Origin of the sequence: Nakamurella antarctica, assembly GCF_003860405.1 — a bacterium.
Lineage (GTDB): Bacteria > Actinomycetota > Actinomycetes > Mycobacteriales > Nakamurellaceae > Nakamurella > Nakamurella antarctica.
The window spans coordinates 1,159,349-1,185,700 of the sequence record NZ_CP034170.1 but is presented as its reverse complement, the minus strand read 5'-3'; the positions used below and the strand labels follow the sequence as shown (position 1 = coordinate 1,185,700).

Sequence of the window (26,352 nt, the reverse complement as noted above, 5' to 3'; positions counted from 1 at the left end):
TACGCTGTAATAATGCTGACATCGGCGCAGACTAGCGCGCGATTTCCGTCGCTCTCGATTCCCGGATAACTGTGACGCGAACCTGGCCTGGGTAAGTCAGCTCCTCTTCGATCTGTTTCGCTACCTCACGGGCAATCATGTGCGCCTCAATATCGTCCACCACGTCCGGTTTCACCATCACCCGTAGTTCACGCCCGGCCTGCATAGCGAAGACCTTCTCCACACCGTTTTTGGCGCTCGCGATGGCCTCGATCCGCTCCATGCGCTGGACATAGGATTCCAACGATTCGCGCCGTGCACCCGGCCGGCCGCCGGAGCACGAATCAGAGGCTTGCGTGAGGACAGCCTCGATCGTGCTGGGGCTCACCTCGTCATGGTGGGCCTCGATGCAGTGCGCCACCTCTTCGCTCTCGCCGTAGCGCCGTGCCAGCTCCGCACCCACGATCGCGTGGGACCCCCGAGCCTCGTGGGTGAGGGCCTTTCCGATGTCGTGCAAGAAAGCCCCCCGCACCACAATTGCCGGGTCGATACCCATCTCGTACGCAATACCGCGGGCAATATGGCCGGTTTCGACCATATGACCCAACACATTCTGCCCGTAGGACGTGCGGTACTTCAGGTGCCCCAGCAGCTTCATCAGCTCCGGGTGTACCTCAGCAATGCCGACCTCGACCATCGCGTCCTCGGCCGCCCTGTGACACAAAGCCTCGACTTCATCCTGAGCGCGCTCGTACGCCTCCTCGATCCGGTGCGGGTGAATGCGCCCGTCTTCGATCAACATCATCAACGTGACGCGACCGACTTCGCGGCGGACCGGGTCGAAACATGACAGCAGAACAGCCTCCGGCGTGTCGTCGATAATGACGTTGACGCCGGTGACAGTTTCGAAAGTTCGAATATTGCGGCCTTCGCGGCCGATAATTCGCCCCTTCACCTCTTCAGCGGGGAGGTGTACCACCGAGACCACCGACTGAGAAGTCTGGTCGCTTGCCACTTTCTGCACCGCATCGGCAACTATTACCCGAGCCTTTTGCTTGGCGGTGGCTTCGGCTTCAGCTTCTATCCGACGGGTCATAATGGCTGCTTCGCGCCTAACCTGAACCTCCACCTTGGTGAGCAGCTGATTCTTCGCCTCATCCACAGTGAGACCGCCGATTCGTTCAAGCTCACGTTCGTGTTCGACGGCCCGAGCTGTCACGACGCTTGCCTGATCCGCAAGTTCTGCCTCACGCAACTGCAGTGCCGCTGCGTCGCGGTGTAATGCCTCCTGCCGAACCTCGAGCGCGGTGCGTCCGGCGTCCACCTCAGCTCGAGCAGCGACCGAAGCTGCTCGTTCGCTGTCGAAAGCCCGTAAGTCGCGCGCCAGTTGAGCGCTCGACTCGGTGAATGCCTGTTGCGCCGCCAGCAGATCAGCACGGTCAGCTTTCAACGCTACCGAAGCTAATTCGGCCGCTCGCAAGCCCTCGTCCTGCGCACGTTGGCGGATTTGGTCAAGCTCGACTCGGATTTCCTTACGCTCGCGGCTCACTTCGTCGCGGGCAGTAGACCGGATTGCTTCGGCCTGAGCTACGGCCGCGGCTCTGAGCTCCTCGGCTGCTGCTGTTGCCGCTGCTCTGGCTTTATCAGCATCCAGAGCTGCCTGCCGTCGTAGTTCCGCCGCTTCCTTTTTGGCCTGCTCCAACTCGGCCGGCGATGGCATCGAACCTGTGTGCTTGGTTTGGGCTGCGGTGATCTGAGCCATCATCTGGCGGGCGAATTCGTCATTAAGGACGGGAGCTTGAGACTGCTGTTCGGGGCGTCGTCGGAACTGTGTATAGATCAGTACCGCCAGCAACACGACTACAAGCACTTCAAGAATGATCAGAACTGGGTTATCCATGACACCTCCTCATACATTCACGCCGATACGGCGAGGTGGAGGATCGGTCGCTGCCACGAACACGTCCGGCGCCGCTGGGGGATCCCCATGGCACCGGGTGAACTGTCGTAGTCCACAAATTCCCAAAATCGGGGGTACGTACGGCGCAGAACGCCGCTATCGGTTGAAAGTGCAGATAATTCGAAAGTTTTGTGATCCTCCTGTGACATTGAGATTATGTTCGCGATCACTGTGGGTCAAGCCGCCCCGCGGTCAAGAGCCACTCGGAGTGATTCGACACTGCTGAGAACCAGCCCGTCATCGTCGTACCAACCCTGTATTCCCAGATCAGATCGTCTAGATTCGGACTAGTCAGCGCTTAATTCGTCCAATATTTCTGCGCCATGGGAGCTGAGCGCCTCACCCACAATTCGGTAGCTCACTTCCGCGGAATACCCGCGCCTTGCCAGCAGTGCGACCAACCGTCGGCGAGCGGCTACCGGGCCAGCAACCATTGCGGCCGCAATCCGCTTTTCGACGAGGGTCCGCGCCCGCTCGTATTCATCGTCGCTGTTGATTTCGGTGAGAGCTTCGATGGCGATCTCGTCGTCGATACCCTTGCGTTTTAGCTCCACCGCCAATCCACGCCGACCGAGCCCCCGCTCCTTGTGCTTTGTTCGCACGTAAGCGTGGGCGTAAGCAGCATCGTCGATAAGCCCTAATTCGGCGTACCGATCAAGCACCCGAGTAGCCACAGAGTCGGGTATCTCTTTCCTCCGGAGGGCGTCGGCGAGGTTTGCCCGTGGCCGAGCGGAAGTGGCCAAAAGTCGTAGGCAGATGGCCCTAGCCTCGGTGTCTGGGTCGCTCGGCGGGCCAGCCGCGACTTGCTGACCCCGGACCTGATCTCTCCTCGAACGCTCTGCGGCGCCTGATCGTCCCGCCCTTTTCTCGCCGCGCTCTCGCCTGGCCGAACCACTGTCGCTGCCAAAAAGCGACCGATATTCGCTGCCCGATGGGTCCTCGGGTAGCCGCTTACCATCGACGGCGGTTCGCGGCCGTGCACCTTCTCGTTCAGCGCTTCGTGGAGGTGAGCCCGATGCAGCAATGCTGTCTGGGGCAGGAATCCTGTCAGCGTCCATTACCTGCTGAAGTTGCAGACGCAGCGCTGCAATGACATCTGCTCGTTGACTAGCGGGCACCGAAGGCACCCAGCTGGCGTCTTCGTGAACTGAGTGGGCTTCGTGAACTGAGTGGGCTTCGTTCGCTGGGGAGCTGTCGGCGCCCAACAACGGTCTTGGCATAGAGCTCACCTATCGCGTTCAGGCAGGCGTAATGATGCGCGGCCCGCAGTTGAAACTGGCCGGTCCCCGCTGAGGAGGACCGGCCAGCTACACCCCCGAGCAGACAGTTGCCAGCACGGGGACTACAGCAATTAGCACGCTCACTTCGGAGCGCAGAGGGTGATCAGAAGTCGACGGGGGCAGCCACCGGCGCGTCCAGGTTGACCTGGGCGCCGACCCCGAGCTTTTCCTTGATCTTCTTTTCGATCTCGTTAGCGATGTCGGGGTTGTCCGTGAGATGCGTTCGGACGTTTTCTTTACCCTGCCCCAGCTGCTCGCCGTCGTAGGTGTACCACGCGCCAGCTTTGCGGACGATGCCCTGTTCGACGCCGACATCGATCAACGAGCCTTCACGCGAAATACCGTGGCCGTAGATGATGTCGAACTCCGCCTGCTTGAAGGGAGGGGCAACCTTGTTCTTCACGACCTTGACCCTGGTGCGGTTGCCGACAACGTCGGTGCCGTCCTTCAAGGCTTCGATACGTCGGATGTCAAGACGTACCGAAGCATAGAACTTCAGCGCCTTACCACCGGTGGTCGTTTCGGGGGAACCGAACATGACGCCGATCTTTTCACGCAGCTGATTGATAAAAATCATCGTGGTGTTCGTGTTGCTCAATGCGCCGGTGATCTTCCGCAGCGCCTGCGACATCAGTCGAGCCTGAAGACCTACGTGGCTGTCTCCCATTTCGCCTTCAATTTCCGCACGCGGCACCAGTGCGGCGACAGAGTCGATAACGACGAGATCGATGGCGCCCGAGCGAATCAACATATCCGCGATCTCAAGTGCCTGCTCGCCTGTATCTGGCTGGGACACCAGCAACGCATCGGTGTCTACTCCCAGTTTCTTTGCATATTCCGGATCGAGCGCGTGCTCGGCATCGATGAACGCTGCGATGCCGCCAGCGGCTTGAACACTTGCTACCGCATGCAGCGTCAACGTGGTCTTACCGGAGGATTCCGGACCATAGATCTCGATAACGCGGCCGCGAGGAAGTCCGCCGATCCCCAACGCAACATCCAGCGCAATGGATCCCGTCGGGATCACTTCGATCGGTGCACGCACTTCGTCACCGAGGCGCATCACCGAGCCTTTGCCGAACTGCTTCTCAATCTGCGCAAGCGCAATGCCCAGTGCTTTTTCGCGATCCGGTGCTGCCGCCATGGCTATTCGTGCCTTTCCCTGATGTATCGGCGGGATGCGTGTGCGGCCCAACCGGTGTTCGTTCGCTCTTGTTCCATGAGGCTAAGTCGCGGCACCGACAGTCGCTGTTTTCTCCGGCACATTGTGGATGCTTAACCTCTTGTGGATAAGAGTAGACGTACAGGTGTTCGAGCGCTTGTTTATCAACCGGGTGTGTCGGAACAAACCCGGCGAAGGAGCCTGCGCCGTCTCCTCCACTACTGCGATCAATCCGGCAGCCCCCAGCGAAGCGTGTCCGGCACTTCGAATGCCTCGCACACTGCGACCCACACCTGTCGAGCTTCATAACCACCTCGGAGCGCCTGGTTCGCCGTCAGCCCTTGAAGCGAACCAAACACATGATCCTGTGCCACCGATGCAGCCCTCACGGGACCAAAGTACTCTTCCATCAGGAGTCGAAACTCAGTCATTCGCACGGGTGAATCCTACCCTCGAGCAGCTCCGTGCAGTGTTGCGCCGAGGTGCGTCAACGCATCTCGCGACGAACAATTCGACCTATCGAATGCCACACTGGGCAGATGGATTTCACAGATCTGAACTCCCCGCTGAGCCAGGTTATTTTTCTCGCGATGCTGCTCGTCACCTTGGCGATGCTATTGCGAAGACGGAAGGGCAAGTAGTAACCGGGCAGAGCGGCTTGGCTCACCACTCAGCGAGCCAGCTCACGCATCCCCGATGCCAGAGCCCTGAGCTGGTCGACGGGGTCAGATAGCTCAAGGTTGTTGCTGCGCAACGCATTCGCGGCTACGACGATCTCGCTGGCCGCCGCAACAAGCTCTCCGTAGCTAGCGACGCCGTCTCGGATCTCCGTCGTGAGCGACAGCGCCATTTGCTTCATTCCAGCCGTGGCACTCGGCGGTGAGGCCCGAATGGTGTCGTAGATACCGCTCAGGTCAGCGGCACGAGCGCGGATGGTTCGTTCTGCCGAGTCGGCCGCGGAGATGATGTCGCGCCGCAGCTCCATCGCCATCGCCGACTCCCGGTCGATTCCCGTCATTTGCGCCAACTGGCGAAGACTGTCGCTATAGCCACCGAGCTGATTAATTTCCGGCCGGATGCGCGAGTTCACCGCGCGCCGGGCCGGGGGCGGACTCGGTAAGGCCGCGACCACTCGCTGGCGCGCGCGCAGATCGACGACCGAGCGCACGAGAGCCACGAGACACACCATGAGGATCGCTACGTAGAGGACCGTTCGGGCCACGCCGAATCCGGCGAGTGCCACCGCTGTGCCGCCACCCAGAAATGATGTGGCCAGGCCTGCTGCCGGCAGAATTGCTCCCACCGACCACAGGGACACTCGACGCTTCGCCGCTCGGACGCGTCGGCGCGCAACATTCGATGGATCACGCCTCGTGCGCATAGCCTCACCAGCCGCCGAGGTGACGTGGCCCACCACATCGCTCGTTCCGACACTGACAGCTTTGCTTGCCACGGCTCGAACGGTGTCTTTACGCATGTCGAAGCTACTCACTGTGATCGAGCTCGTTAAGGAGCGCTCGGGGGGTACAAGAGGTCTGACGGTAAAGGCCCCGCCACTTCCATCATTCCAAAACAGCAACGAGCCCGCACAGCTGGACACACTGGTCACCACAGCTGCGCGGGCTCGTTGAGATGAGTCCGATCACCACCAGGAAAATCAGCCCTGGGAGTTGGGCAACGCTGTCGGGTTCGTCACCGGTGGCGATTTGATGGCGTTGAGCGGGTCGGACGCCCCGTCAATGGCGCGTGCCTGCTGGCCGGCGAGTTCCGGGTGCAATTGCTGACGTAGCTGCTCCAACCGCGAGCTTCCCGCCATATCGAGCGTGGACTTCTCCACCTCGAGCATTCGGCCCTGGACCGAGTTCTGGGACAACTCTGCCGACCCCAACGCGTTCGCGTAACGACGTTCGATCTTGTCGCGAATCTCGTTAAGGTTTGGCGTGTTTCCTGGTGCGGACAGTTCTGACATGGAGTTGAGCGATGCGGAGACCTGCTCTTGCATCTTTGCCTGCTCTAGCTGCGAGAGCAGCTTGGAGCGCTCTGCCAACTTGGTCTGCAGCTGCATAGCGTTGTTCTCGACGGCCTTCTTAGCCTGCTCCGCCCCTTGGAGCGCCTGGTCGTGCATCTTTTTCAGGTCTTCCATCTGCCCTTCGGCAGCGACCAGCTGGGTCGCAAACGTGGTAGCCGTCTGCTCGTATTCGGAGGCCTTGGTGACGTCGCCTTTCGCGCGCGCTTCGTCCGCCAGAACCAACGCCTGCCTGGCCGAGGCCTGATACCTCTCCACTTCGCCCATCTGCCGGGTCAGCTTCATCTCTAGCTGGCGCTGGTTACCGATGACTGCTGCCGCCTGCTGGGAGAGCGCCGCATGCTGCCGTTGCGCATCTTCAATCGCTTGCTGGATCTGAACCTTGGGATCGGCGTATTCGTCCACTTTGGACGAGAACAGCGCCATCAGGTACTTCCAACCCTTCACAAACGGGTTTGCCATCGGTCGTATTCCTCTCACATGTGTGACTGCTTCGGAGCTCATGTTCGCACCGGGCAGAGCAGCGGCAAAGCCCCTGCCCATGACCATCGTGTCAGGTGATCCTGCCAGCTTCCACCATAAAGTCCGATGGCGGCCACTAAAAAGCAAAGAAGCAACGCAAACTTCACGATGGTCTGCCCACGGTGATCAAGGCCGCAGTGTCTTCGCAGTCGCGCAGTTCACCCCTTTACTGCCATAGAGTGACCTTCTGAGCCGCACCTCGGCGGGGCTGTCGTTACGGCGTTGGGCTCACTTGCGAGCTCTGCAATCCAGGTGTGGTCGCATTGCCATCACAGCGATCTCAGAGCGCACAACATATCCACCACCGGAAATTTCTAGGAGAGGCAGGCAATGGGTCGCCACGCCGACGATAAGCGCCGCCGCGGAATCGCAGCGTGGCCGATAATTACCGCGGTCGCCGTGCTCGTGATCGGTGGCGCCCTAGCAGCCTGGATCCTGTGGCTTCGAAGCGACGGCAACACCGGCGTGACGGCCGTGGGGTGCGCGTCAGATCGCACGGTGGGAGTCGTCACCGATGCCGCGCTCGCGCCGTCGATCTCGGAAATTGCTAGCGCCTACAACGCAACGAAGCCAGCGACCCGCGGAGCCTGCATCACCGTCTCCGTTCAGACCATGGAATCGGCAGACGCGGCTGGTGCGCTCGCATCCGGGTGGACCGTTGCTGCACCTCAACCGTCCGTCTGGATTTCCGATGTGCCCGGCGACGTAGCGGACTTAGCATCAAAGATGCCCAGTATGACGGCCGGAATGAACGATAAATCGTTTGCTTACAGCCCAGTCGTGTTGGCAGTGAAGCGTGGATCGGTCGCTTCCCCCAACACGTTCGGCTGGGTTGACCTGGGCACTAAATCCGCCGGTGGCAAGATTGCACTCGCAAACCCCGCTAAGGACACCGCGGCCTACTACGCCTTGCAATCCTTCATCGCCAACAGCGGCGCCACGACTGCCATTTCGGCCGCCGATCTCACAGCATCAAAGCAAGTGATCAGTTCTCTCGCCGCCGTCTCCGCCCCGTCGACCGGGGCCGACGCCGCGATGGCTGCCCTAGCAGCGGGTAACGCGCCGTTCAGTGCTGTCCCCGTAATAGAGGCCGATCTGGCTGCGTTCAATGCAGCGAACGCAGACCCGCTCGAGGCGCTTTACCCCGGCGGACCGACGGTGGGTACCGCTATCAGTGCCATCGCGTTGTCGGCCCCGTGGGTAGATGCAACCGCACAAGATGGCGCCGCTACCTTCATCGCTTATCTCCTCAAGGGTCAAGCAACCACGGTTCTACAGACGGCGGGCTTTCGCGTAGTTGACGCTACGCCAGCGGCCAAAGCCCATGGGATCGATCCCAGCGTGGCCATCACCACTTTGCCCAGCGCGGCCCGCGCACTCGCCTTCGACTTCGCAGCAGCAATTGCCGGTTCTCAACCCGTGCCCGAACCTGCGCCCCCCGCGACCACCGACGCGGCCCCAGGAGAACCCTCGACCGACACCACACCAGCCAGCACCGAGAGTGCCGCACCAAGCGTGCCCGAATCGGCGGGTGTGCCGATTCTGGGCGAAGCAGCATCTAGCCAGGCGCCGCTCAGCCCAGCAGGTAGCGAGCCCCCTGCGCCGACCCCACCCACGGGACCCATCATCACGTTGGTGGTTGATGCTTCCGCGGGAATGTCCAGCATCGAAAACGGCAAAACTCTGATGGCGTGGGTCCAAGAGTCACTCACGGGCGCATTGGCTCAAAACCCTGAGAATGGCTTCGGGCTTTATTCGATTAGTAATAGTGCCGGCCCCGGATACACCCAATTGGTGCCTACGGGCGAGGTGTCCGACACTGTTGGTGCGGTGAGCAGGCTCGATGCGCTGAACTCCGCTATCAACCGCTTGGCGCCCAGTGGGGCCCGCTGGTCGTACGCAGCGATCGTGGAAGCATATAAGCAGGCGGTCGCTAACGCAGTTGCTGGCCGTGTTAATCGGGTGATTGTGATCGTGGATGGGCCCGACCTCACGCCGAGCACCTCGCGCGCTTCGGTAGTCAGTGCTATCGCCGCCTCGGCCGCCCAGGGCAAGAACGTCACTCTGGAAATCGTGGGCCTCGGCAGCGACCCGCCCCAGGCTGCTCTGTCAGACATCGCTCGCGCAGGCGGCGGGACCTACACTTCTGTCCCCGTGGCATCTGACGTGCCGGCCACCATCGCACCCTTCCTCGCGGGATAGCTACGCTTTCAGCCCGTCGGGAGAGCGGCATCCCCCAGTCCTACAACGCTGCCAATCAGCTGCCCCGAGCCTGACAGCTCGACAAAACAATCGGGAATCGCCAACTGGCCTGAACCGGGCACCGCAGGTTGTGGCGTAGTTCCGCGCTGCCATAACGCTTCCGTACGCACCTCGATTCTGCCGCCGAACGTGGGGTCGTCGTTTCCCGTCATCGCGGAGATGAGCTGCTTGCAGTCGGCGGCTAGTCCGCCAGATCCTGCGGTGTACACCTCGCCTGCATCTACCATCGCCTGATCAACTTGAAGCGTGGCCAAAAATTCGATCCGGTGCGGCTGGTCGCACGCAACGTAGCGCAGTTCACGCAATGCCTGGATTCCCAAATCCAAGCATGTGGTGAAGGCATCGGGACGCGCCCGGTCGATCGAGACACCCGCCCCACCCACGGCCCCTACGTAGAGCTCTGAGCGAGTGGCGCCCACCATGCACGCAGACCAATCCAGCTGCGGGCTACCTCCTGGTCCCTTGATGAGAGTCACGGTGAAGAAAGGAGGAACTGGTCGCCACGAGCCAAGTGCCGCAGCATCGGAATCCACCACGGCGCCCACGTAATCCCGCGCCCAATCCTGGCACACAGCGTCAGTCGACTGACCCGCAGACGGCATATCGACCGCACTCGGGCCGGCGCCGCCTACGTGGTACTTGGCCCACGGGTTGACGCCGCGGCCCCAGCTCATAGCGATCTCTCCGGTATGCACTTCGTCGCAATCCACCTGCGTCACGCGGCCAAGGGCCACGACCACGCAGGCGCCAATCGGGGGCGCCACTGGCAGTGCTACGGGAGCAGGCCTGCCGGTCACCGCTGGTTCTAGTACTGCGGGTACCACTAGCGCCACAGTAGCGGCCACCAGCAAACTCACTATGCCGGCGAGTCGACGTAGGTACTGGTGGGACTTGAACATACGTCCATGATGCCAGCGGACGAGTTCCTACTTTGCTCGGCGGACCGCATCTCCCGACCGGAGGCCGCCACGCTCACAGTCATCAGGCGCGGCGGCCGCAGGTACCACCACAGGTACCACCACAGAGCACTGTTTTACTGGGCGTACGCCTGGATCGGCGGGCACGAGCAGACCAAGTTCCTGTCGCCATAAGCGCCATCGATCCGGCGCACCGGCGGGAAGTACTTGTGAGCGGGCACAACCCCCTGCGGGAAGATTGCCTCCGCTCGGGTGTAGGGATGGTCCCACTCCCCTGCCAGCGCTGCTGCCGTGTGCGGAGCCCCACGGAGCGGATTGTCAGTGACAGGCCAGTGGCCCGCGGCGACCTTGTCTACCTCGCCCTTAATGGCGATCATGGCGGCGATGAACCTGTCGATCTCGACCAGGTCTTCGCTTTCGGTGGGTTCCACCATCAAAGTTCCGGCGACCGGGAAGGACATGGTTGGCGCGTGAAACCCGTAATCCACCAGGCGCTTTGCGACGTCATCGACGCTCACCCCGGTCTGCGCCGTCATCGGACGAAGATCCAGAATGCATTCATGCGCTACAAACCCACCGTGTCCTGTGTAAAGGATAGGGAAGTAGTCCCGGAGCTGGACGGCGATGTAGTTGGCAGCGGCCACGGCGGTGAGGGTGGCGCGACGCAATCCGTCGGCGCCCATCATCCGGATGTAGGCCCACGAGATCGGCAGAATGGAGGCGCTTCCCCAGGGCGCTGCGGAGACGGCGCCCACACCGGTGACAGGGCCTGCCGCAGGCTGCATAGGGTGGTTAGGCAGGAAAGGCGCAAGGTGGGCGCGGACTCCCACTGGGCCGACTCCGGGCCCGCCGCCGCCGTGCGGAATGCAAAAGGTTTTGTGCAAGTTCAGGTGCGAAACATCGCCGCCGAAAACACCGGGTCGGGCTAGCCCGACCAATGCATTGAGGTTGGCCCCATCGACGTACACCTGGCCGCCAGCAGCATGCACGCTTTCGGCGATATCGCTGATGGTCTCCTCATACACCCCGTGGGTCGAGGGGTAGGTGACCATGATCGCTGCAAGCGTGCGAGCGTTGGCGTCTATCTTGGCGTGCAGATCGGCAAGATCAATGTTTCCGGCCTCATCCGTACCCACCACCACTACCGTCATCCCGGCCATCACTGCGCTGGCTGCATTGGTGCCGTGCGCAGATGCTGGGATCAGACAGATGTTTCGGTGTTCTTCACCGCGGGAGGCGTGATAGGCCCGAATTGCCAGCAGCCCCGCGTACTCCCCCTGGGATCCTGCGTTGGGTTGCAGGGAAACAGCCGCGTATCCGGTAATTTCACACAACCAATGTTCCAACTGCGCAATCAGTTCCAGCATGCCAGCGGCATCGTCAGCGGGCGCAAAGGGATGCAGCCCCGCAAATTCAGGCCACGTGACGGCTTCCATTTCAGTAGTCGCATTGAGCTTCATCGTGCACGAACCCAACGGGATCATCGTGCGGTCGAGCGCCAAATCGAGGTCGGAGAGCTTGCGGATGTAGCGCAGCATGGCGGTCTCGCTGCGGTGGTTATGGAAGACCGGGTGGGTCAGGAAGTCGGTGGTACGGGCCAACTCTGCTGGAATCACGTCCAAGGCTGCGACGATTGGTTCCGAAACACCGAAGGCACTCAGCACAGCTGCGAGGTGCGCATCCGTAGTCGTTTCCGAGATCGCGACCTGCACGAAGTCCGGGCCATCAGCCCACAGATTAATGCCAGCGTCGCGCGCTGCGGCGACCACGTCCGCGGACTTGCCGGGAACCTGCGCGCGCACGGTGTCAAAGAAATGCTCATTGGCCATCGTGACGCCACCTGCAGCCAAGGCGGTCGCTAAGCTAGCAGCCTTGCCGTTGATCTGCTGCGCGATAGCTGTTAGGCCATCCGGCCCGTGATAAACCGCGTACATGGACGCCATGACTGCAAGCAACACCTGCGCGGTGCAGATGTTGCTCGTCGCCTTCTCGCGACGGATGTGCTGTTCGCGGGTTTGTAGCGTCAGCCGGTAGGCGGAATTGCCATCAGCGTCATGGGAGACGCCCACCAAGCGGCCGGGGAGTTGCCTTTGCAGATCAAGCCTGACGGCCATGAACCCCGCGTGCGGCCCGCCGAAGCCTAGGCTCACACCGAAGCGCTGGCTACTGCCAACAGCAATATCAGCGCCGATGTCGCCCGGTGCACGCAGAAGCGTGAGCGCCAGCAAATCCGTTGCCACTACCACTTTCGCATCTCTCTCGTGGGCCGCGGCGATAATGTCGGTGTGGTCGGCGATGGCGCCGGATGCCCCTGGGTAGGACAGCAAGATGCCAAAGAAGTCACCCACGGGGAGCGAATCAACACCGCCTGCCAGATCCACGATGACCAACTCAATATCAATGGGCTGGGCCCTTGTCTTCAACACGGCAAGCGTCTGCGGCAAGGTATCCGCATCCACGACAAATCGACGCGACTTCGAGCGAGAGGACCGAAGCGCGAGCGTCATACCTTCCGCCACCGCAGTGGCCTCATCAAGCATCGATGCGTTGGCAATATCCAGGCCGGTCAGGTCTGCGACCGCGGTCTGAAAGTTGAGCAGCGCTTCCAGCCTTCCTTGGGAGATTTCCGGCTGATAGGGCGTGTAAGCGGTGTACCACGCCGGGTTTTCGAGAATATTGCGCTTAATGACGCCTGGTGTAACGGTCTCGTGGTAGCCGAGTCCGATCATCTGAACCATCTGACGGTTCTTTGCAGCGAAGGCGCGCAATTCGGCTAGTGTCTCCACTTCGGATGCGGCGGGGGGGAGATCAAGCACCTCCACGGATCCGGTCTCCCGAATGGTCGACGGGACCACAGCGTCGGCTAGTGCCTCAAGGTCTGGCACAGCCAGGGTAGTGAGCATGGTGGCGAGTGAATCGTCATCCGGGCCGATATGCCTATCAGCGAATACTGGCGATACAAATCTCTGGTCGCTCATGTCGGCCTCTCCGGTCCGGCCGCAACCGGGGTTTGCGCCCGTAGACCGGTGCGGTCGACGGGACGGGATCCACCGAGTGCAGGAAGCACCCGATCCTCCCCCTCTGTCACGGGCACCTGAGAGTGTCGCCGAGAAGCCTCGGTTTGCCCCGTCGGCGAGACGGTCGAGCCGCCTTCTCTCCAGAGATGTCTCTTCCCTGCGATTTGTGGGCCTGAGAGATTCCGGGGAGGAATTGCTCCTTCGGCGCCGATCGGCGGACCATTTTCACCGAGTGGACTCTCCCGCAGGGAGTCGTCAACAGTCCACAATCTACCAGTCTTCATCATCTCGACCCAGAGACGGATTGCTCACACCAGGTTTACGGGTTGCACTGTCAGTGCCCAGAGTCCACAATCCGAACGTGGGTGGCAGCGCGATGCATGTCGACCTGAAGCCGAAGCCCAGACTCGCGGCTCACCAACCAGGCGAGTACTACTGCTGCCGCTACCAACACCGATCCAGCGGAGATCATCGCTGCGGCCGGTCCCCACACTTCCGTAATCGCGCCCAACATCACGGAACCCACCGGAGTACTGCCCAGTAGGACAAGGCCGAAAAGACTCAGTACTCGTCCACGGAACTGGGGGTCTGCGGCCAGCTGCACGCTGGTGTTGGTCATGGTCATCAAGGTCGTCGAACAAAACCCTAAAACGATGAGCACTGCCATAAAAGCCCAGAGCCAGGGGGTGAGGCCGGCCGCAATGTTGACGAGTCCAAAAAGCCCGCATGCCACGAACAGGGCACGCATCCGTGGCGCCCGGCGGCCAGCAGCAGCGACGGCTCCCACGACCGCTCCCACCGCAACCGCGCTGTTCAGGAGCCCGTACACGCCCGCACCAGAGTGGAATACGTTTTTGGTGTACGCGGTTAACATCACTGCGAGGTTGGTGCCGAAGATTCCAGTGAACAGTGCCAGGACTATGGGCCAGCGCAATGCCGGGGTTTTGGCGACATACCGAAGGCCCTCGATTTGCTGCCCGGCCCGCCGCGGTATTGCCTTGCTCGGATACAGCTCCGAGCGGCGCATCAAAAGCAGGACCCCCACGGACGGGATGTAACTCACTGCGTTGAATGCAAAGGCCCATCCAGACCCAACCGCGGTGATAAGCAGGCCGGCAAGGGCTGGCCCGAGCAATCTCGCAGCCTGAAACAACGCCGAGTTCAAGGCGATCGCGTTAGCAAGCAGGGAGGGCCCCACAAGCTCGTTGACGAAGGCTTGCCGAGCCGGGTTGTTGAATACGGTGGCAAAGCCGGTGCCCAGGGCGGTCGCATATATCGCCGCGACGCTGATATTTTGGGTGAGCGTTAGGACCGCGATAATGCCAGCCATCACCCCCATCGCGGCTTGGGACCACATCAGCAAGGTGCGCTTGGGGTAGCGGTCAGCGAGTACACCACCCCAAAGGCCCAGAACCATTGTCGGCGCAAACTGCATCACGGTGGTAACGCCAACGGCAAAAGGACTGTTGGTTAATTCCAATACCAACCAGTCCTGCGCGATTCGCTGCATCCAGGTGCCGATATTGGATACTGCCTGCCCTGAGTAGTAGAGGCGGTAGTTCCGCACCTTCAGAGACGCGAACGTGTGCTGCCGCTCCCCTGATATCTGCGTGGAGGTCTGCTCCTGAAGCGGATCGTCAATCGGGCGCCGGTATCCGCTACCGTCTGCGGCTGTCGTTTTCTTCTGCAGGGTCATCTTCGTGCCGTTTCACATCGTTCGTATTCTTGGCTTCACCAGTCGCGCCTTCACGTCACGCGCGCTGTCGCCACCTTATCTCCTTACCTTCGCTAACAAAGTGGCTTCGGCACGGCAGAAGAAAACCCCGCCGCCCACAGGGGCAGCGGGGCTAGTCATAAAGTGTGTCGTCAGACCGCAGATCGAATGCGGCGTCGCCGCGCCAGTTCGTCATCAGCAGCAGGTGTGGTGACCGGCGGGCTGCCTTCGATTCGTTCGCTGGGGAAGTCCGCGAGGTGTCCTGTCATTTCCTTCATGGTGCCGCCGATGGCGATACCAAATACGCCTTGGCCGCCCTGCAGCAGGTCCACAATTTCTTCAGCAGACGTGCACTCATAAACCGTTGTTCCGTCGGAGAACAAGGTGACCCCGGCCAGGTCCTCGATCCCCCGCGCCCGCAAATGATCTACCGCAACCCTGATGTTTTGGAGTGACACGCCCGTATCCAACAGTCGCTTGACGATCTTGAGAACCAGCAGATCTTTGAATGAGTAGAGCCGCTGGGTACCCGAGCCGGTTGCGCTTCGCACTGTGGGTGCTACCAAGTCGGTGCGGGCCCAATAATCGAGCTGGCGATAGGTGATACCCACTGCCTGGCACGCTGTGGGGCCGCGGTATCCAACAAACTCGTCGGGCAATGCGGTGTTCTCGAAGAGCGCACCTTGTTCGCTCTCGCGCATCGCGCAGCCGCCTTCCGCCATCACTGTCATGGTCCGAGTTGCCAGAGATCTGCAGCCTCGGCAAAGAATTCACCGATCAGTCATCGCAGCGATGACCTTGTGCGGTTGACGCTAGGCGCCATGGGCATGTCGGTCAACGGTCAGCCTCGGCGTGTCCTAAACCTTAACTTTAGGGTTACTTTCAACCCGCAAGTCATCAGTCGTTCTCGTCGAGCCGGCAGGAGCAATCATTCTTCGTTTTTCTCTGCCCCGAAATCATCGGGAGAGATGGTGTCAAGAAATTCCCTGAACCGTTCAACTTCCTCTTCGCTCTGCTCTTCGTCGAGGGCCGCCTCATCGTCTAGGGCGTCGTCATCATCGGATTCGGTGACCACGATGCCCGCCGAATCCAAAACTGCCGCATTGACGAAGACTGGAATCTCGCCGCGGACCGCCAGGGCGATGGCGTCCGACGGGCGGGCGGACACGGTCGTTCCATCGTCGAAAACTAGCTCGCCAAAGAACGTGCCCTCACGGAAATCCACGATTTGCACCTGGGAAACCGTGCGGCCGAGTGCCGTGATCACCTGTCCCAGCAGATCGTGAGTCAACGGACGGGCCGGCCGGACCCCCTGCAGATGCATCGCGATGGCAGTTGCTTCTGAGGAGCCGATAAGAATCGGCAGACTACGCTGCCCTTCCTCTTCGACCAGGATCAGAATTGGCTGCTGGCTGGGCATTTCGACGCGAACGCCGACGATACGCATTTTGATCATCAGGTAGTGCTCACCTCCCGCTTGGCAAACACAACGCTACACAACCGCGCTCTCCTCCCGCAGGCGAAAATCCGGGCAACGGCCCGCTTTCGCTCAACGCTTAGTCGCGAAGCTGGCTTTCAGTTGCCCAGTTCTCGGTGGATACCGGATTTCACCAGTAGCGCGTGCAACCTGAGCAAGGACGCCGCTAGTTGGCCGGCGGCTTGTTCAGCGCGCTCGCGAGCGTCCGGATTTTTCTGCCGCGCCTGCGCTGAAACCATCTGGCTCACCAATGCAGCTTCGCGATCTGCGGCAGCCCGGAACGGTCGCAGATGCCGTGGTTCGATCCCCGCCTCGACCAGTTCTCCCACTGTTCTGGCCAGGATCGCCGAATCAGCGTCATAAAAGCCGCCCGCACCGGGATGGAGCAGACCGAACTGCTCGATTTCGGACAGTTGGGCGTCCGCCAATCCAGATTCGGCCAGCAACTCGGCGCGGGTCATCCGCACGATGGAACGCGAGGCGAAGTCTGGAAGGTCTGCTGCGCCCGCCAGCGCCAAACCGCGGGGCACACGGCCGCCACCAGAATCCGGTGTCACTCCTCGGTCAATCGCTTCAAGGTGATCTTTGATCACCTTGAGGGGCAAATACTGCTCCCGCTGCGCTGCAAGCACATACCGCAGCCGTTCCACATCAGCATGCGAGAACTGCCGGTATCCAGCCGGTGTTCGCTGAGGTGTCACCAACCCTTCAGACTCCAGGAAGCGAATCTTGGAAATGGTGACGTCAGGAAATTCGGGCTGCAAGCGGGACAGCACAGCGCCTATGCTCAGCACCCCACCAGCGGGGAGGCCCGCTGCGGTCATGAGCCGCTGTTGTTCTCCGCCGGGCTTCCGAACAGGAACACCAGACGGAACTTACCAATCTGGACCTCGTCGCCGTTGGCCAAGGCGGAGGACTCGACCGCTTCGCGGTTGACGTAAGTGCCATTCAGCGATCCGGTGTCGGCGACTTCGTAGCCCTGGTCGGTCCGGGTGAACTCTGCATGCCTGCGCGAGACTGTGACGTCGTCTAGGAATATGTCGCTTTCCGGGTGTCGGCCCGCAGTGACAACCTGCTTATCCAGGACGAAGCGGGACCCTGCATTCGGTCCTCGTTTCACCACCAGCAGCGCAGTGCCGCTCGCCAACGATTCCAAACCTGTCATCGTCTCCGGGGCAGCCACTGGTTCGGCGGCTTCGCGTTCTGCTTGGCCCAACAATCCACCCGCGAAGATCGAAGTCGATTCCACTGGGTTGTCGCGATCGCTTTCCGTCACGCGGTGCTCCTCTTATCGTCACTCGCAGTTTCCCGCGATGATCTTTAGCTTTCTTCGATCCCCTCGATTCCGAACCGGGTCCGGAAACGGGGCGAGAATCTTCGGCGCACACCAGATTTTTGCCGTGCGCCGCCAATACTGTCAGGTACCGACCGTACAGTGCCGTCCGAGTCCAGCGCACCGCCGGTCGCGCTGGGTAGCAAGCGGGGCCCTGTGGCGAAGCTGTTAAGGGGAAGCCCTACTCCCCAGTGATTTCCGCATACGCGTCGGAATCCAGCAGGTCATCGACTGCGCTGACTTCGCCGATCTCTAGCTCGAACATCCATCCTTCGCCGTAGGGATCGGAGTTCACCAGTTCCGGCGCGGAGTCCAGCGACTCGTTGCGAGTAACGACAGTCCCTGACAGCGGGGTGAAGAGTTCAGAGACAGACTTAGTTGATTCCACCTCGCCAACTGAATCCCCCGCCGTCACTGCGGCGCCGAGGTCTGGCAGTTGCACAAACACGATGTCCCCCAGGGCGCCCTGCGCAAAGTCCGTGATGCCTACTCGCACCACGTTTTCTTCTCCTGTACGGACCCACTCGTGCTCGGCGCTGTACCGCAGCTCATCAGGTATCACGGGTTTTGACCTCTCTGAAGTGTGTGGCATCTATTTCCCATTATTGCCTGCCACAAGTGCTGGCTTCGCTGACAACGCGGCGACCATCTCTGCCTCCGCCAAGAGCAGCGAAAAAAAACTAGCCTCCGGCTGGCTGAGCGTAGGTGTTAGAGCGCAGTGGCCGCAAGGCGTCAACGACGACTCGATCCGAAGGGGTGATTTCGATAGTCCCGGTGGCTCTTCGCACCGTGTCGCTGACGCCACCCGGAATGTTCATCGCAGCTGTCAATGTTGGCGGATCCCCGATGGCCATAATTTTGTAAGGGGCAGTGAGCTGTACCCCGTCGAGTGATATCTGGCCATTGGTTCCGGTGAAGGCGGAATCGACCCCCACGCGCACCGCCCCCACCTGGACGGCTTCGGCGCCAGCGTTGCGAAGCTCTTGGAGCGCCGCCAGAAGCACTTCCGGTGGAATGGCACTGCCTGGGTCGGCGATCGTCATTTGAACACCCGGGCCAACAGCCGTGGCCGTGCCAGCTAAAATTGCGAGGGTTTGAGCCCTTCGTTGTGCCTCCGCGAGCGCCGCTGCCGACGTGGCTCCCCCACTTTTTAGGGTGGTTAACGTGGCTTGGAGCTCGGCTATCTCAGAAGTCAGATCGGCGCTGCGCCGCTGTAAGCCGTCGAGGATGACGACAAGATCCTGGGGGCGGGCAGTGGCGAGGGAATCGCCGTCGGAGATTCGCTGGACCTGCACGATGATGCCGAACCCCAGGATGGCGCACAGCGCCGCAATCAGTAAGTGTGACGCCGCGCGCGAACGCCGAGAGGGCGACGCCGCCGGCATTTCGTGGTCCTCTTCGAGCGGCTGCTCTCGTGCCGTCGCACTCTGTGTCTCTTCTTCATTCGCCCCCTCTCCCCGCGCCTGGTTCGGCGTCTCCGGGGTGCGAGAGGACGTGTGCTGGCCCATTAGGCGTTAAACAGGTGGCGTCGGATGGCCGCTGCATTTCCGAAAATTCGGATCCCCAACACCACCACGACAGCGGTCGACAGCTGCGATCCGACACCTAACTGGTCACCAAGGAAAACAATGAACGCGGCTACAAGGACGTTGGCAACGAAGGAGGTGACAAAAACCTTGGCATCAAAAATGTTCCCCAGTTTGGCACGTAGTCCCCCGAGTACGGCATCGAGTGCAGCTACCACGGCAATGGGCAGATACGGCCCGAGCCAATCCGGAACCGTGGGTGAGGTAATAACTCCGATGGCAATACCGATGGCCAACGCTATGACGGCGTACAAATTATCGTCTCCCATGGTTGAGCGAATGTTCTGCAACCACTCCACCGAGTAAGTCTCGATGGGATTGAGGTGGATTTCCAGCACAGCGAGGGTGTTTCATCGGGTTGGTGAGGTCTGGGTCGATGCTGCGCTGACTGGAGCAGTCTGAGCAGGCGGGGGCTCGACGTACCGATTGTCAATAGCCGCTGCAGCCGGCAGCGTCAGGGAATCCACAGCAAGTACGTCGAAGCCCACCCCGTAAAGCTGGCCGAAGCCCTGAAATCGTCCGTATCCAGTGGTACTAATGAATTTCTGGTGGATCGAAGCGGGGTTGCCGATAGCCTCGATCACCAAGGGCCACACGACGGGTCGATTGTCGACCAAGATGGCGCCGCCCGCCTGCCGGATCGCGCTCGTCAACCGAAGGCGCACGCCGCTGATCGCAATAGCCTCGGCGCCGCTGGCCCACAGGCTATTGACCAACACTTGGATATCTCGGTCGAAGACCGCGCCCTCTCCTGCTGCTGCATCTGGGTCAGTAACGCTGACCCGGAGTCCCGGCCCCGCAACCGGGGTTAATGCATTCATGGCCTCCAATATGTCCAGGGTGCGTTGTCCACTCCCACCACCCACTGCGGCTTGGCGCGAGCGCACCTCGGTGGCCAGCGAGCTGGCTGACGCGGCCAGCCCGGACTCATCCGCCTGAGCCTGGGCAACGTCGAGGTTCAGCGCGTCACGCGCTTGTTGGATACCTGGCGCATTGTCCCTCGTGTTCCGCCCGGCAACGCCGAGCAACAACCCCACCAGCAGCGCACCAACGACAATCCACACGATGGCGGGCCAGCGTGGCGAACGGGCTGCGTGCGTCTGGGGCGCGGCTTTGCGCGCTGCGGCTTTTGCATAGCCAGGGTCAAGGATGTCGTTGAGAAGAGAGTCGAGCATCGGCGGCGGCGCAGTCCGAGCCACCCGGGGATTTCCTCCGGCGGCCTCGCGCTGCGCTCGTTCCTTCGATTCCTCAGCCACCCGTCACGCTTTTCACCGTTGGTCGCGCTTCGATCGGCACCACCGGCGTGTTACGAATTACCCAGGCAGCCTGCCGCAGATAGAGCGCGGCCGACCACAGGTACAACAGGACGCCCCAACCGGTGAAAGCCAATGCAAGAGGCCTGGCCACCGCGGCAACAGACGAATCGCCCTGGGCCAGCAACAACAGCGGGAGCGCGTACAGAAGGCAGAAAGTGGCGGCTTTACCGAGGTAGTGGACTTCGAAAGGCGGATAGCCATGACGGCGCATGACGGGAAGCGCAATCGCCAAAATGACGTCGCGGCCGATGATCAGCGCTGCCAACCACCATGGAATGAACCCTCGGATCACAAAGGCCACAAGAGTCGCGATCACGTAGAGGCGATCAGCTGCCGGGTCAAGAATGGCGCCCAGGCGGCTGTACTGGTTGAGCAGTCGCGCCAGTTTCCCATCGGCCCAATCGCTGATAGCGGACAGCGCCAAGACCGTGAACGCCCAGCCGTCCTTTTCTGGTCCGAGTAACAACCACAGGAACAGGGGTACGCCCAGGAGCCGCAGGAAGGACAGAGCGTTGGGGACTGTCAGAATCCGGTCTGCGCCAGCCTCGTGAACCCCTGCGCCAGCCTCGTGAACCCCTGCGCCAGCCTCGTGAACCCCTGCGCCGACATGGGGGGCCACCGCAAGCGGGTCGGTCTCGGAGTGGTGAGACATTCTCCCAGCCCCCCGTTCTTCTTACGCTCTTAGTCGGGTGCCAGCGCTCAAGTCAGCAACGCCCCAACGGCTAGGTTTGCCCATCCATCTTCGGCTCAGTCTAAAGCCGCTGACCGACAGCAGCAGCCGATTGCTGGCCGCTGCGTGTCAGAACTCCTCGGGTAGCTCGCGATGGAGCTGGAAAAGTGCGTAAGCAGCGAGAGTGGGACCATCGCAGATTTGTCCGCTGCGAATCATCGCGCGGAACTGAGTCTCGCTCACCCGGGCGGTAATCAAGTCTGATTCCGTGTCTTCCAGCGCACTGGCCCCGGGCGTCAGGCCGGTGGCCAGATAGGTATCGAATCGCTGAGCGCTGTACCCGCCAACCGGCCGAATCCGACCCAGATGGGTCCAAGTCTTTGCGGTGTAACCGGTCTCTTCCCGAAGCTCCGCCTGCGCCAGCTCCAGGGGAGTGCCGCCTTTCCCCGCTGGCCAGTTGCCCATGGGAAACTCCCACGAACGCATCCCCGCTGCGTACCGATACTGTTCCACCAAGTGAAAGTGGCCGTCCTGGTAGGCGATAACGACGGCGAAGTCAGATTTCACCACGAGCGAGTAGATGCTCCTGCTGCCATCTGCCAGTTCGATGCTGTCCTCGCACACGGTCATCCAGTCGTTGGAGTACACGACTTTCGAATCGACCTGCCGGATTGGCGGGGTGCTCGGTCCTGTCGCAGCGCTTGTGGTCATGGTGCGAGTATCCCGCGCCCGAGTGTCCCGCACTGCTTCACCGCTATCGCAAGGTAGTGATCAACCACATTTCTCGAGGCGGTCCTGCCCGTGGATTCGCTGATCGCAATCACGGCCAACTAGCCTCACGTTCCATGGCAGCAAGGCCTTGGGCGTACTTCGATGGTCTGCTTGCCACCGACCTCGTTGACTCGGTCGACCTACAAAAAAATCCGCAGGCTTTGGAGCGCGGCGGGTGGTGGGCGGTGGCCGCAACATTTGAAGGTGAGCTGCGCGCTTATCGTTTCGCGCGGGTAGCTCCGGGCCCCCTCCCCGCTGCTTCGGGAACTTGGTCGGGAATTCCTTCGGCGAGTTGGCGGTCGTCGTTGGACCGCACCGCGTACCTGGCCGGTGTGAGGGCGATCCGGGAAAACATCCGATCCGGGGACGTCTACCAAGTCAACTTGTGCCGGGTGCTATCCGCAGAGCTACCGCCCGCTGACCACGCCGACCCCGCCGCCCTCGCCGCGATTCTTGCCGATGGGAATCCGGCACCGTACCAAGGGACGATTTTCAACGGCGCAGAGTGGGTGGTGACGGCCTCGCCCGAGTTGTATCTCTCCAGGAACGGCGACGCGATCACGTCGGCGCCCATCAAAGGCACTGCGCCAACGCCCGATACGTTCGCCTACAAAGACATTGCGGAAAACATCATGATTACGGACTTGGTAAGAAACGACCTGAATCGAATCTGCACACCCACATCCGTGCGGGTGCAAACGCTGCTGGAGACGCAGTCCCATCCGGGACTGGCGCACCTGGTGTCCACAGTCGCTGGCACCCTGCGCGGCGGGGTGGGATGGGCAGATATTTTTACCGCTACTTTCCCCCCTGGCTCGGTGACGGGTGCTCCAAAAATCCGCGCATTGCAGGTGATCTCGGATCTCGAGCCGGTTCCGCGGGGTCCTTACTGCGGCGCCGTGGGGTATGTCGACGCCGATAATCACACGGCAGAATTGGCTGTGGGAATCCGCTCATTTTTCAGTACGACAGATGACGCAGGAAGGCGGCGGATCAACTTCGGAACCGGCGCTGGCATTACCTTTCCTTCGGATCCGCTCGCCGAATGGGAGGAAACGGAGCTGAAGGCCGCGCGCCTCATGGCACTGGTGCAGCCACCTCAGGAGCCGCGTTCATCTGGGTGACATTGAGCTCAACAGTGGCAAAACCTGCCACATCCACGCCCTTATGGGACGATTCGCTCTCGCGGTAAGTTTTCGTCTGCCGCCTCATTCGCTCACAACGCTCGCCCAGAATGCGGCGACCTTAGGGGAGGAAATACCTGTGGCTTCACAGCACACCGTCACCAAGGCTGTTATCCCTGCTGCCGGGCTGGGAACCCGATTTCTGCCAGCTACTAAGGCTGTCCCTAAAGAGATGCTTCCGGTCGTCGACAAGCCAGCTATTCAATATGTCGTGGAAGAGGCGGTGAATGCGGGTCTTTCCGACATTTTGATGATCAGTGGGCGAAATAAGCGAGCCTTGGAGGACCACTTCGATCGAAATTTCGAGTTGGAGACGCTGCTCAAAGCCAAAGGTGAGGACGCCAAGCTCGCGCTGGTCAATCAATCCAGTGAGCTCGCAACCATTAACTATGTTCGGCAGGGGGATGCGAAAGGTCTTGGTCACGCGGTACTTTGCGCGGAACAACATGTGGGGCGGGAGTCGTTCGCTGTGCTTCTTGGCGACGATCTGATTGACGTCCGGGATGAGCTGCTTGCGTCAATGATCGCGGTACATGAAGCCACGGGTCAGAGCGTTATTGCGCTGATCGAGGTACCGCCGTCTCAGATCGGGATGTATGGATGTGCTGCGGTGGCGCCACTTTCGCTGCCCCTACCAGAAGAGCTGCGGAGCCTTGAGGTCTCCCAAGTCACGGCGTTGGTGGAGAAGCCTGATCCCGCTAGCGCGCCGAGCAACCTCGCCGTCATCGGTCGTTATGTTCTGACACCGCAAGTATTTGATGTCCTGCACGAGACCGAGGCCGGAAGAGGCGGCGAGATCCAGCTGACAGACGCACTTGCCACGTTGATGGACCTGCCTCCAGCGGTTGGTGGTGGCATCATTGGAATCGTCTTTCGTGGGCGCAGGTACGACACTGGCGACAAACTCGACTACCTGAAAACCATCGTCACCTTGGCATCCGAGCGAGAGGATCTCGGTGTGCCTTTCACCGATTGGCTCAAGGAGTTCATCGCTGAAAAAGGCTGATGGCGCGCTCATCTCGTCGTGGCGTTGACCCCTCGCTGATGTTCGAAGATCAAATTGGTTTCGGTCAGCGCCACCTCCGGATGAGCCGAAAGTTCCTGCACCACAAAGTCTCTCAGATCCTGCGCATCGGCAGCCCCGACATGCAGGAGGAAATCGTTCGCCCCGGCTAGAAAGAACACGCTCTGCACCTGCCGACATTCACGGATCCGCGCCACAAACGATTCGATTTGATCCCGCGCCCCGGACTGCAGCCGGACCGCGATCAGGGCTTGGAGTCCCTGACCGAGCGCGGTTTGATCAATGTTGGCGTGGTACCCGCGAATGGTCCCGCTCTCGCGCATCGCCCTGATCCGCGCGAGGCAGGTCGACGGAGCGATGCCTACTTCCGCCGCAAGTGCATTGTTGGGCATCCTGGCATCTCGCGCCAACAGCAGCAGAATGTGCCGATCGACGGCCGACAAACTTTGCTCACCCCGAGCGAGACCGTTCGTGGGGCGAATATTCTGCGAACCAGGCGCTGGTCGTTGCGCGCCTGTCGAACCTTGCGACGTCATAGGGGCAATCTACCGAATTATCAGCGGAAGTATTCCGATTTGGTTTTTCTAAGTTTCATAATTGCTTCGCTCCTTAAGCAGATACGAAGCTGGCCACTTGGCGTCAGCATCGAACAGCGGCACCCCCCGAAAGGTACATAAATGAGAATTGGCGTTCCTCGCGAGATCAAAAACCATGAATACCGCGTGGCAATGACGCCAGCCGGTGCCCACCATTTGGTTCAAGCCGGACACGAGGTGATGGTCCAGACCCAGGCTGGTGCTGGGTCGCAAATAACGGATGACGATTTCCGGTCCGCAGGAGCCACCATCGTCGACACCGCGGACGAGGTATGGCACAGCGCTGAGCTTCTCGTCAAGGTCAAGGAGCCGATTGCGTCGGAATACCACCAGCTCAGGGAAGACCTGGTCCTGTTCACCTACCTGCACCTGGCCGCCGACAGGCCACTGACCGACCGCCTGATGGAAGCCGGCACCACCGCCATCGCTTACGAGACGGTGCAACTGCCCGATCGCAGCCTGCCGTTGCTCGCCCCGATGAGCGAGATTGCCGGTCGACTCGCACCGCAGGTCGGCGCCTACCATCTCATGCGCAACGAAGGCGGCCGCGGAGTGCTGCTCGGGGGCGTCCCCGGAGTCGATAACGCCAAGGTGGTGGTGCTCGGCGGCGGTGTCGCCGGAATGCACTCAGCGGCGATCGCACTCGGTATGCGCGCCGATGTCACGATTCTCGATGTCTCGCTGCCGGCTCTGCGGCGGCTGGACAACCAATTCGGCGGCCAGGTGAAGACGCTGGCTTCCAACGCTTTCACCATCGCGGAGGCGGTGAAGGCCGCAGATCTGGTGATCGGATCTGTGTTGATCCCGGGCGCCAAAGCACCGAAGCTGGTCACCAACGAACTCGTTGCCCAGATGCAGCCCGGATCCGTGCTCGTCGACATCGCTGTCGATCAGGGCGGGTGTTTCGAGGACACTCGCCCGACCACACATGATGACCCCACCTTCGCCGTGCACAATTCTGTGTTCTACTGCGTGGCCAATATGCCAGGCGCGGTGCCGCGGTCCTCTACCTACGCCTTGACCAACGCGACGCTGCCCTACGTCACCGCGCTGGCCAACCACGGGTGGTCGAAAGCTCTCCAGGCTGACGGCGCGTTAGCCCTTGGTCTCACCACACATGCTGGCCACCTCACGAACGAACCGGTGGCGCAGGCGCACGGTCTTCCTTGCAGCGATGTGTCGGCCGCGCTCTCGATGTAGACACTCTCGGCACACTGATGATCGGGTCCGCCCTGACCAGGTCGGGGCCGATTGTCGGTGAGCCTGCCTAACCTTCCGTTATGGATTTTCGGCACTTTCAACGCGCGGGCCAGGGGATGGCAGAACTCGCGCCGGAGGCTTGCCCACGTGGCCACGCACTCGGCCCTGGAAAGGTGCTGGTGGGCTCCTCGCCTTGTCTGTGTTCGGTCGCCCCGGGCGCTCACTCCGGGCTCTCACACCGCCTCTGGATGTGCACGAGCTGCGCCGAGGTTCTTGTCTGGCCGCCGTGTGCCTACCACCCCGAGTGGATCACCTGGCACGGCATCGGCTCGGTGTGCGGGGAGTGGGATCCCGGC

25 protein-coding genes and 1 riboswitch are annotated in these 26,352 nt (G+C 61.2%); of the genes, 5 read left to right on the top strand and 20 right to left on the bottom strand.

Translation table 11 applies throughout. The annotated features are described in order from the left end of the window. Positions 1–31: 31 nt before the first annotated feature. From rny to EH165_RS05195, 4 genes are all read right to left on the bottom strand, one after another. On the bottom strand, positions 32–1,879 hold the full coding sequence (gene rny / locus EH165_RS05210) for a ribonuclease Y (protein ID WP_124798326.1): 1,848 nt from the start codon (positions 1,877–1,879) through the stop codon (positions 32–34). Positions 1,880–2,226: 347 nt separating this feature from the next. Then, positions 2,227–3,159, bottom strand: coding sequence for a regulatory protein RecX (locus EH165_RS05205; RefSeq protein ID WP_124798325.1), 933 nt, complete (start codon positions 3,157–3,159; stop codon positions 2,227–2,229). Between the two features lie 163 nt (positions 3,160–3,322). Beyond that, positions 3,323–4,363: a recombinase RecA gene (gene recA / locus EH165_RS05200; RefSeq protein ID WP_124798324.1), complete on the bottom strand. Its 1,041-nt coding sequence runs from the start codon at positions 4,361–4,363 to the stop codon at positions 3,323–3,325. 245 nt (positions 4,364–4,608) lie between these two features. Further along, positions 4,609–4,812 (bottom strand): DUF3046 domain-containing protein, encoded by a 204-nt coding sequence (locus tag EH165_RS05195; RefSeq protein ID WP_239020709.1) that lies wholly within the window; start codon positions 4,810–4,812, stop codon positions 4,609–4,611. 108 nt (positions 4,813–4,920) lie between these two features. Here EH165_RS05195 and EH165_RS16460 point away from each other — a divergent pair, with 108 nt between their 5' ends. Then, positions 4,921–5,022, top strand: a complete 102-nt coding sequence (locus EH165_RS16460; RefSeq protein WP_277870531.1) for an MYXO-CTERM sorting domain-containing protein — start codon at positions 4,921–4,923, stop codon at positions 5,020–5,022. Positions 5,023–5,051: 29 nt separating this feature from the next. Here the strand turns inward: EH165_RS16460 and pspM are convergent, their stop codons facing one another. Both pspM and EH165_RS05185 read right to left on the bottom strand, forming a co-directional pair. Then, positions 5,052–5,873: a phage shock envelope stress response protein PspM gene (gene pspM, locus EH165_RS05190; RefSeq protein ID WP_124798322.1), complete on the bottom strand. Its 822-nt coding sequence runs from the start codon at positions 5,871–5,873 to the stop codon at positions 5,052–5,054. A gap of 165 nt (positions 5,874–6,038) precedes the next feature. Further along, complete coding sequence (locus EH165_RS05185; protein WP_124798321.1) at positions 6,039–6,869, bottom strand: PspA/IM30 family protein; 831 nt, start codon at positions 6,867–6,869, stop codon at positions 6,039–6,041. Positions 6,870–7,259: 390 nt separating this feature from the next. On the opposite strand from EH165_RS05185, the gene EH165_RS05180 reads away from it, so the two are divergent. Then, the gene (locus EH165_RS05180; protein WP_124798320.1) at positions 7,260–9,131 is read left to right on the top strand and encodes a hypothetical protein; all 1,872 of its coding nucleotides are present in this window, start codon (positions 7,260–7,262) and stop codon (positions 9,129–9,131) included. Positions 9,132–9,139: 8 nt separating this feature from the next. Here EH165_RS05180 and EH165_RS05175 read toward each other — a convergent pair whose 3' ends face one another. From EH165_RS05175 to EH165_RS05115, 13 genes are all read right to left on the bottom strand, one after another. Beyond that, positions 9,140–10,090: a hypothetical protein gene (locus tag EH165_RS05175; RefSeq protein WP_124798319.1), complete on the bottom strand. Its 951-nt coding sequence runs from the start codon at positions 10,088–10,090 to the stop codon at positions 9,140–9,142. A 134-nt stretch (positions 10,091–10,224) separates the two neighbouring features. Next, entirely contained in the window at positions 10,225–13,086 is a 2,862-nt protein-coding gene (gene gcvP, locus EH165_RS05170; RefSeq protein WP_124798318.1) for an aminomethyl-transferring glycine dehydrogenase, read from the bottom strand. Between the two features lie 189 nt (positions 13,087–13,275). After that, positions 13,276–13,380: riboswitch (glycine riboswitch) on the bottom strand. Positions 13,381–13,459: 79 nt separating this feature from the next. Next, positions 13,460–14,821, bottom strand: coding sequence for an MFS transporter (locus EH165_RS05165; protein ID WP_124798317.1), 1,362 nt, complete (start codon positions 14,819–14,821; stop codon positions 13,460–13,462). A gap of 170 nt (positions 14,822–14,991) precedes the next feature. After that, entirely contained in the window at positions 14,992–15,570 is a 579-nt protein-coding gene (locus EH165_RS05160; protein WP_277870530.1) for a MerR family transcriptional regulator, read from the bottom strand. A gap of 197 nt (positions 15,571–15,767) precedes the next feature. Next, complete coding sequence (locus tag EH165_RS05155) at positions 15,768–16,295, bottom strand: bifunctional nuclease family protein (RefSeq protein ID WP_124798316.1); 528 nt, start codon at positions 16,293–16,295, stop codon at positions 15,768–15,770. Between the two features lie 119 nt (positions 16,296–16,414). After that, the gene (ftsR, locus tag EH165_RS05150) at positions 16,415–17,140 is read right to left on the bottom strand and encodes a transcriptional regulator FtsR (protein ID WP_124798315.1); all 726 of its coding nucleotides are present in this window, start codon (positions 17,138–17,140) and stop codon (positions 16,415–16,417) included. Beyond that, positions 17,137–17,592, bottom strand: a complete 456-nt coding sequence (odhI, locus tag EH165_RS05145) for an oxoglutarate dehydrogenase inhibitor Odhl (protein ID WP_277870529.1) — start codon at positions 17,590–17,592, stop codon at positions 17,137–17,139. The genes ftsR and odhI overlap by 4 nt, the downstream gene beginning before the upstream one ends. Before the next feature lie 238 nt (positions 17,593–17,830). Continuing rightward, on the bottom strand, positions 17,831–18,211 hold the full coding sequence (gene gcvH, locus EH165_RS05140; protein ID WP_124800311.1) for a glycine cleavage system protein GcvH: 381 nt from the start codon (positions 18,209–18,211) through the stop codon (positions 17,831–17,833). Positions 18,212–18,329: 118 nt separating this feature from the next. Next, positions 18,330–19,034 carry a DUF881 domain-containing protein gene (locus EH165_RS05135; RefSeq protein ID WP_124798314.1) on the bottom strand — a complete coding sequence of 235 codons (705 nt, stop codon included), beginning with the start codon at positions 19,032–19,034 and terminating at the stop codon, positions 18,330–18,332. A gap of 122 nt (positions 19,035–19,156) precedes the next feature. Beyond that, positions 19,157–19,504 (bottom strand): small basic family protein, encoded by a 348-nt coding sequence (locus EH165_RS05130; RefSeq protein WP_124800310.1) that lies wholly within the window; start codon positions 19,502–19,504, stop codon positions 19,157–19,159. 81 nt (positions 19,505–19,585) lie between these two features. Next, positions 19,586–20,491: a DUF881 domain-containing protein gene (locus EH165_RS05125; protein WP_124798313.1), complete on the bottom strand. Its 906-nt coding sequence runs from the start codon at positions 20,489–20,491 to the stop codon at positions 19,586–19,588. Continuing rightward, positions 20,484–21,203 carry a cardiolipin synthase ClsA gene (gene clsA / locus EH165_RS05120; RefSeq protein ID WP_124798312.1) on the bottom strand — a complete coding sequence of 240 codons (720 nt, stop codon included), beginning with the start codon at positions 21,201–21,203 and terminating at the stop codon, positions 20,484–20,486. Before clsA ends, EH165_RS05125 begins: the two co-directional genes overlap by 8 nt. Before the next feature lie 147 nt (positions 21,204–21,350). Further along, positions 21,351–21,932, bottom strand: a complete 582-nt coding sequence (locus EH165_RS05115; protein WP_206426119.1) for an NUDIX domain-containing protein — start codon at positions 21,930–21,932, stop codon at positions 21,351–21,353. A 134-nt stretch (positions 21,933–22,066) separates the two neighbouring features. Between EH165_RS05115 and EH165_RS05110 the strand changes: the two genes are divergently transcribed. Together EH165_RS05110 and galU are read left to right on the top strand one after the other, a co-directional pair. After that, positions 22,067–23,116: a chorismate-binding protein gene (locus EH165_RS05110; RefSeq protein WP_124798311.1), complete on the top strand. Its 1,050-nt coding sequence runs from the start codon at positions 22,067–22,069 to the stop codon at positions 23,114–23,116. Positions 23,117–23,255: 139 nt separating this feature from the next. Continuing rightward, a complete protein-coding gene (gene galU, locus EH165_RS05105; RefSeq protein ID WP_239020708.1) occupies positions 23,256–24,182 on the top strand; it encodes a UTP--glucose-1-phosphate uridylyltransferase GalU in 927 nt (308 codons plus the stop codon). A gap of 8 nt (positions 24,183–24,190) precedes the next feature. On the opposite strand, the gene EH165_RS05100 is transcribed toward galU, so the two are convergent. After that, positions 24,191–24,736, bottom strand: a complete 546-nt coding sequence (locus EH165_RS05100) for an Lrp/AsnC family transcriptional regulator (RefSeq protein WP_124798309.1) — start codon at positions 24,734–24,736, stop codon at positions 24,191–24,193. Between the two features lie 141 nt (positions 24,737–24,877). Here EH165_RS05100 and ald point away from each other — a divergent pair, with 141 nt between their 5' ends. Further along, complete coding sequence (ald, locus tag EH165_RS05095) at positions 24,878–25,996, top strand: alanine dehydrogenase (protein WP_124798308.1); 1,119 nt, start codon at positions 24,878–24,880, stop codon at positions 25,994–25,996. Positions 25,997–26,352: the final 356 nt, after the last annotated feature.

What these genes read in the sequence shown, in the direction of transcription:
- EH165_RS05180 (WP_124798320.1), top strand. Translation starts at nt 7,260, where the DNA reads ATGGGTCGCCACGCCGACGATAAGCGCCGCCGCGGAATCGCAGCGTGG.
- EH165_RS16460 (WP_277870531.1), top strand. Translation starts at nt 4,921, where the DNA reads ATGGATTTCACAGATCTGAACTCCCCGCTGAGCCAGGTTATTTTTCTC.
- EH165_RS05110 (WP_124798311.1), top strand. Translation starts at nt 22,067, where the DNA reads ATGGCAGCAAGGCCTTGGGCGTACTTCGATGGTCTGCTTGCCACCGAC.
- EH165_RS05115 (WP_206426119.1), bottom strand. Translation starts at nt 21,932, where the DNA reads ATGACCACAAGCGCTGCGACAGGACCGAGCACCCCGCCAATCCGGCAG.
- gcvP (WP_124798318.1), bottom strand. Translation starts at nt 13,086, where the DNA reads ATGAGCGACCAGAGATTTGTATCGCCAGTATTCGCTGATAGGCATATC.
- ald (WP_124798308.1), top strand. Translation starts at nt 24,878, where the DNA reads ATGAGAATTGGCGTTCCTCGCGAGATCAAAAACCATGAATACCGCGTG.
- EH165_RS05155 (WP_124798316.1), bottom strand. Translation starts at nt 16,295, where the DNA reads ATGATCAAAATGCGTATCGTCGGCGTTCGCGTCGAAATGCCCAGCCAG.
- EH165_RS05205 (WP_124798325.1), bottom strand. Translation starts at nt 3,159, where the DNA reads ATGCCAAGACCGTTGTTGGGCGCCGACAGCTCCCCAGCGAACGAAGCC.
- EH165_RS05160 (WP_277870530.1), bottom strand. Translation starts at nt 15,570, where the DNA reads ATGACAGTGATGGCGGAAGGCGGCTGCGCGATGCGCGAGAGCGAACAA.
- EH165_RS05185 (WP_124798321.1), bottom strand. Translation starts at nt 6,869, where the DNA reads ATGGCAAACCCGTTTGTGAAGGGTTGGAAGTACCTGATGGCGCTGTTC.
- ftsR (WP_124798315.1), bottom strand. Translation starts at nt 17,140, where the DNA reads ATGACCGCAGCGGGCCTCCCCGCTGGTGGGGTGCTGAGCATAGGCGCT.
- EH165_RS05195 (WP_239020709.1), bottom strand. Translation starts at nt 4,812, where the DNA reads ATGACTGAGTTTCGACTCCTGATGGAAGAGTACTTTGGTCCCGTGAGG.
- EH165_RS05165 (WP_124798317.1), bottom strand. Translation starts at nt 14,821, where the DNA reads ATGACCCTGCAGAAGAAAACGACAGCCGCAGACGGTAGCGGATACCGG.
- rny (WP_124798326.1), bottom strand. Translation starts at nt 1,879, where the DNA reads ATGGATAACCCAGTTCTGATCATTCTTGAAGTGCTTGTAGTCGTGTTG.
- recA (WP_124798324.1), bottom strand. Translation starts at nt 4,363, where the DNA reads ATGGCGGCAGCACCGGATCGCGAAAAAGCACTGGGCATTGCGCTTGCG.
- EH165_RS05135 (WP_124798314.1), bottom strand. Translation starts at nt 19,034, where the DNA reads ATGCCGGCGGCGTCGCCCTCTCGGCGTTCGCGCGCGGCGTCACACTTA.
- EH165_RS05175 (WP_124798319.1), bottom strand. Translation starts at nt 10,090, where the DNA reads ATGTTCAAGTCCCACCAGTACCTACGTCGACTCGCCGGCATAGTGAGT.
- clsA (WP_124798312.1), bottom strand. Translation starts at nt 21,203, where the DNA reads ATGTCTCACCACTCCGAGACCGACCCGCTTGCGGTGGCCCCCCATGTC.
- EH165_RS05100 (WP_124798309.1), bottom strand. Translation starts at nt 24,736, where the DNA reads ATGACGTCGCAAGGTTCGACAGGCGCGCAACGACCAGCGCCTGGTTCG.
- EH165_RS05130 (WP_124800310.1), bottom strand. Translation starts at nt 19,504, where the DNA reads ATGGGAGACGATAATTTGTACGCCGTCATAGCGTTGGCCATCGGTATT.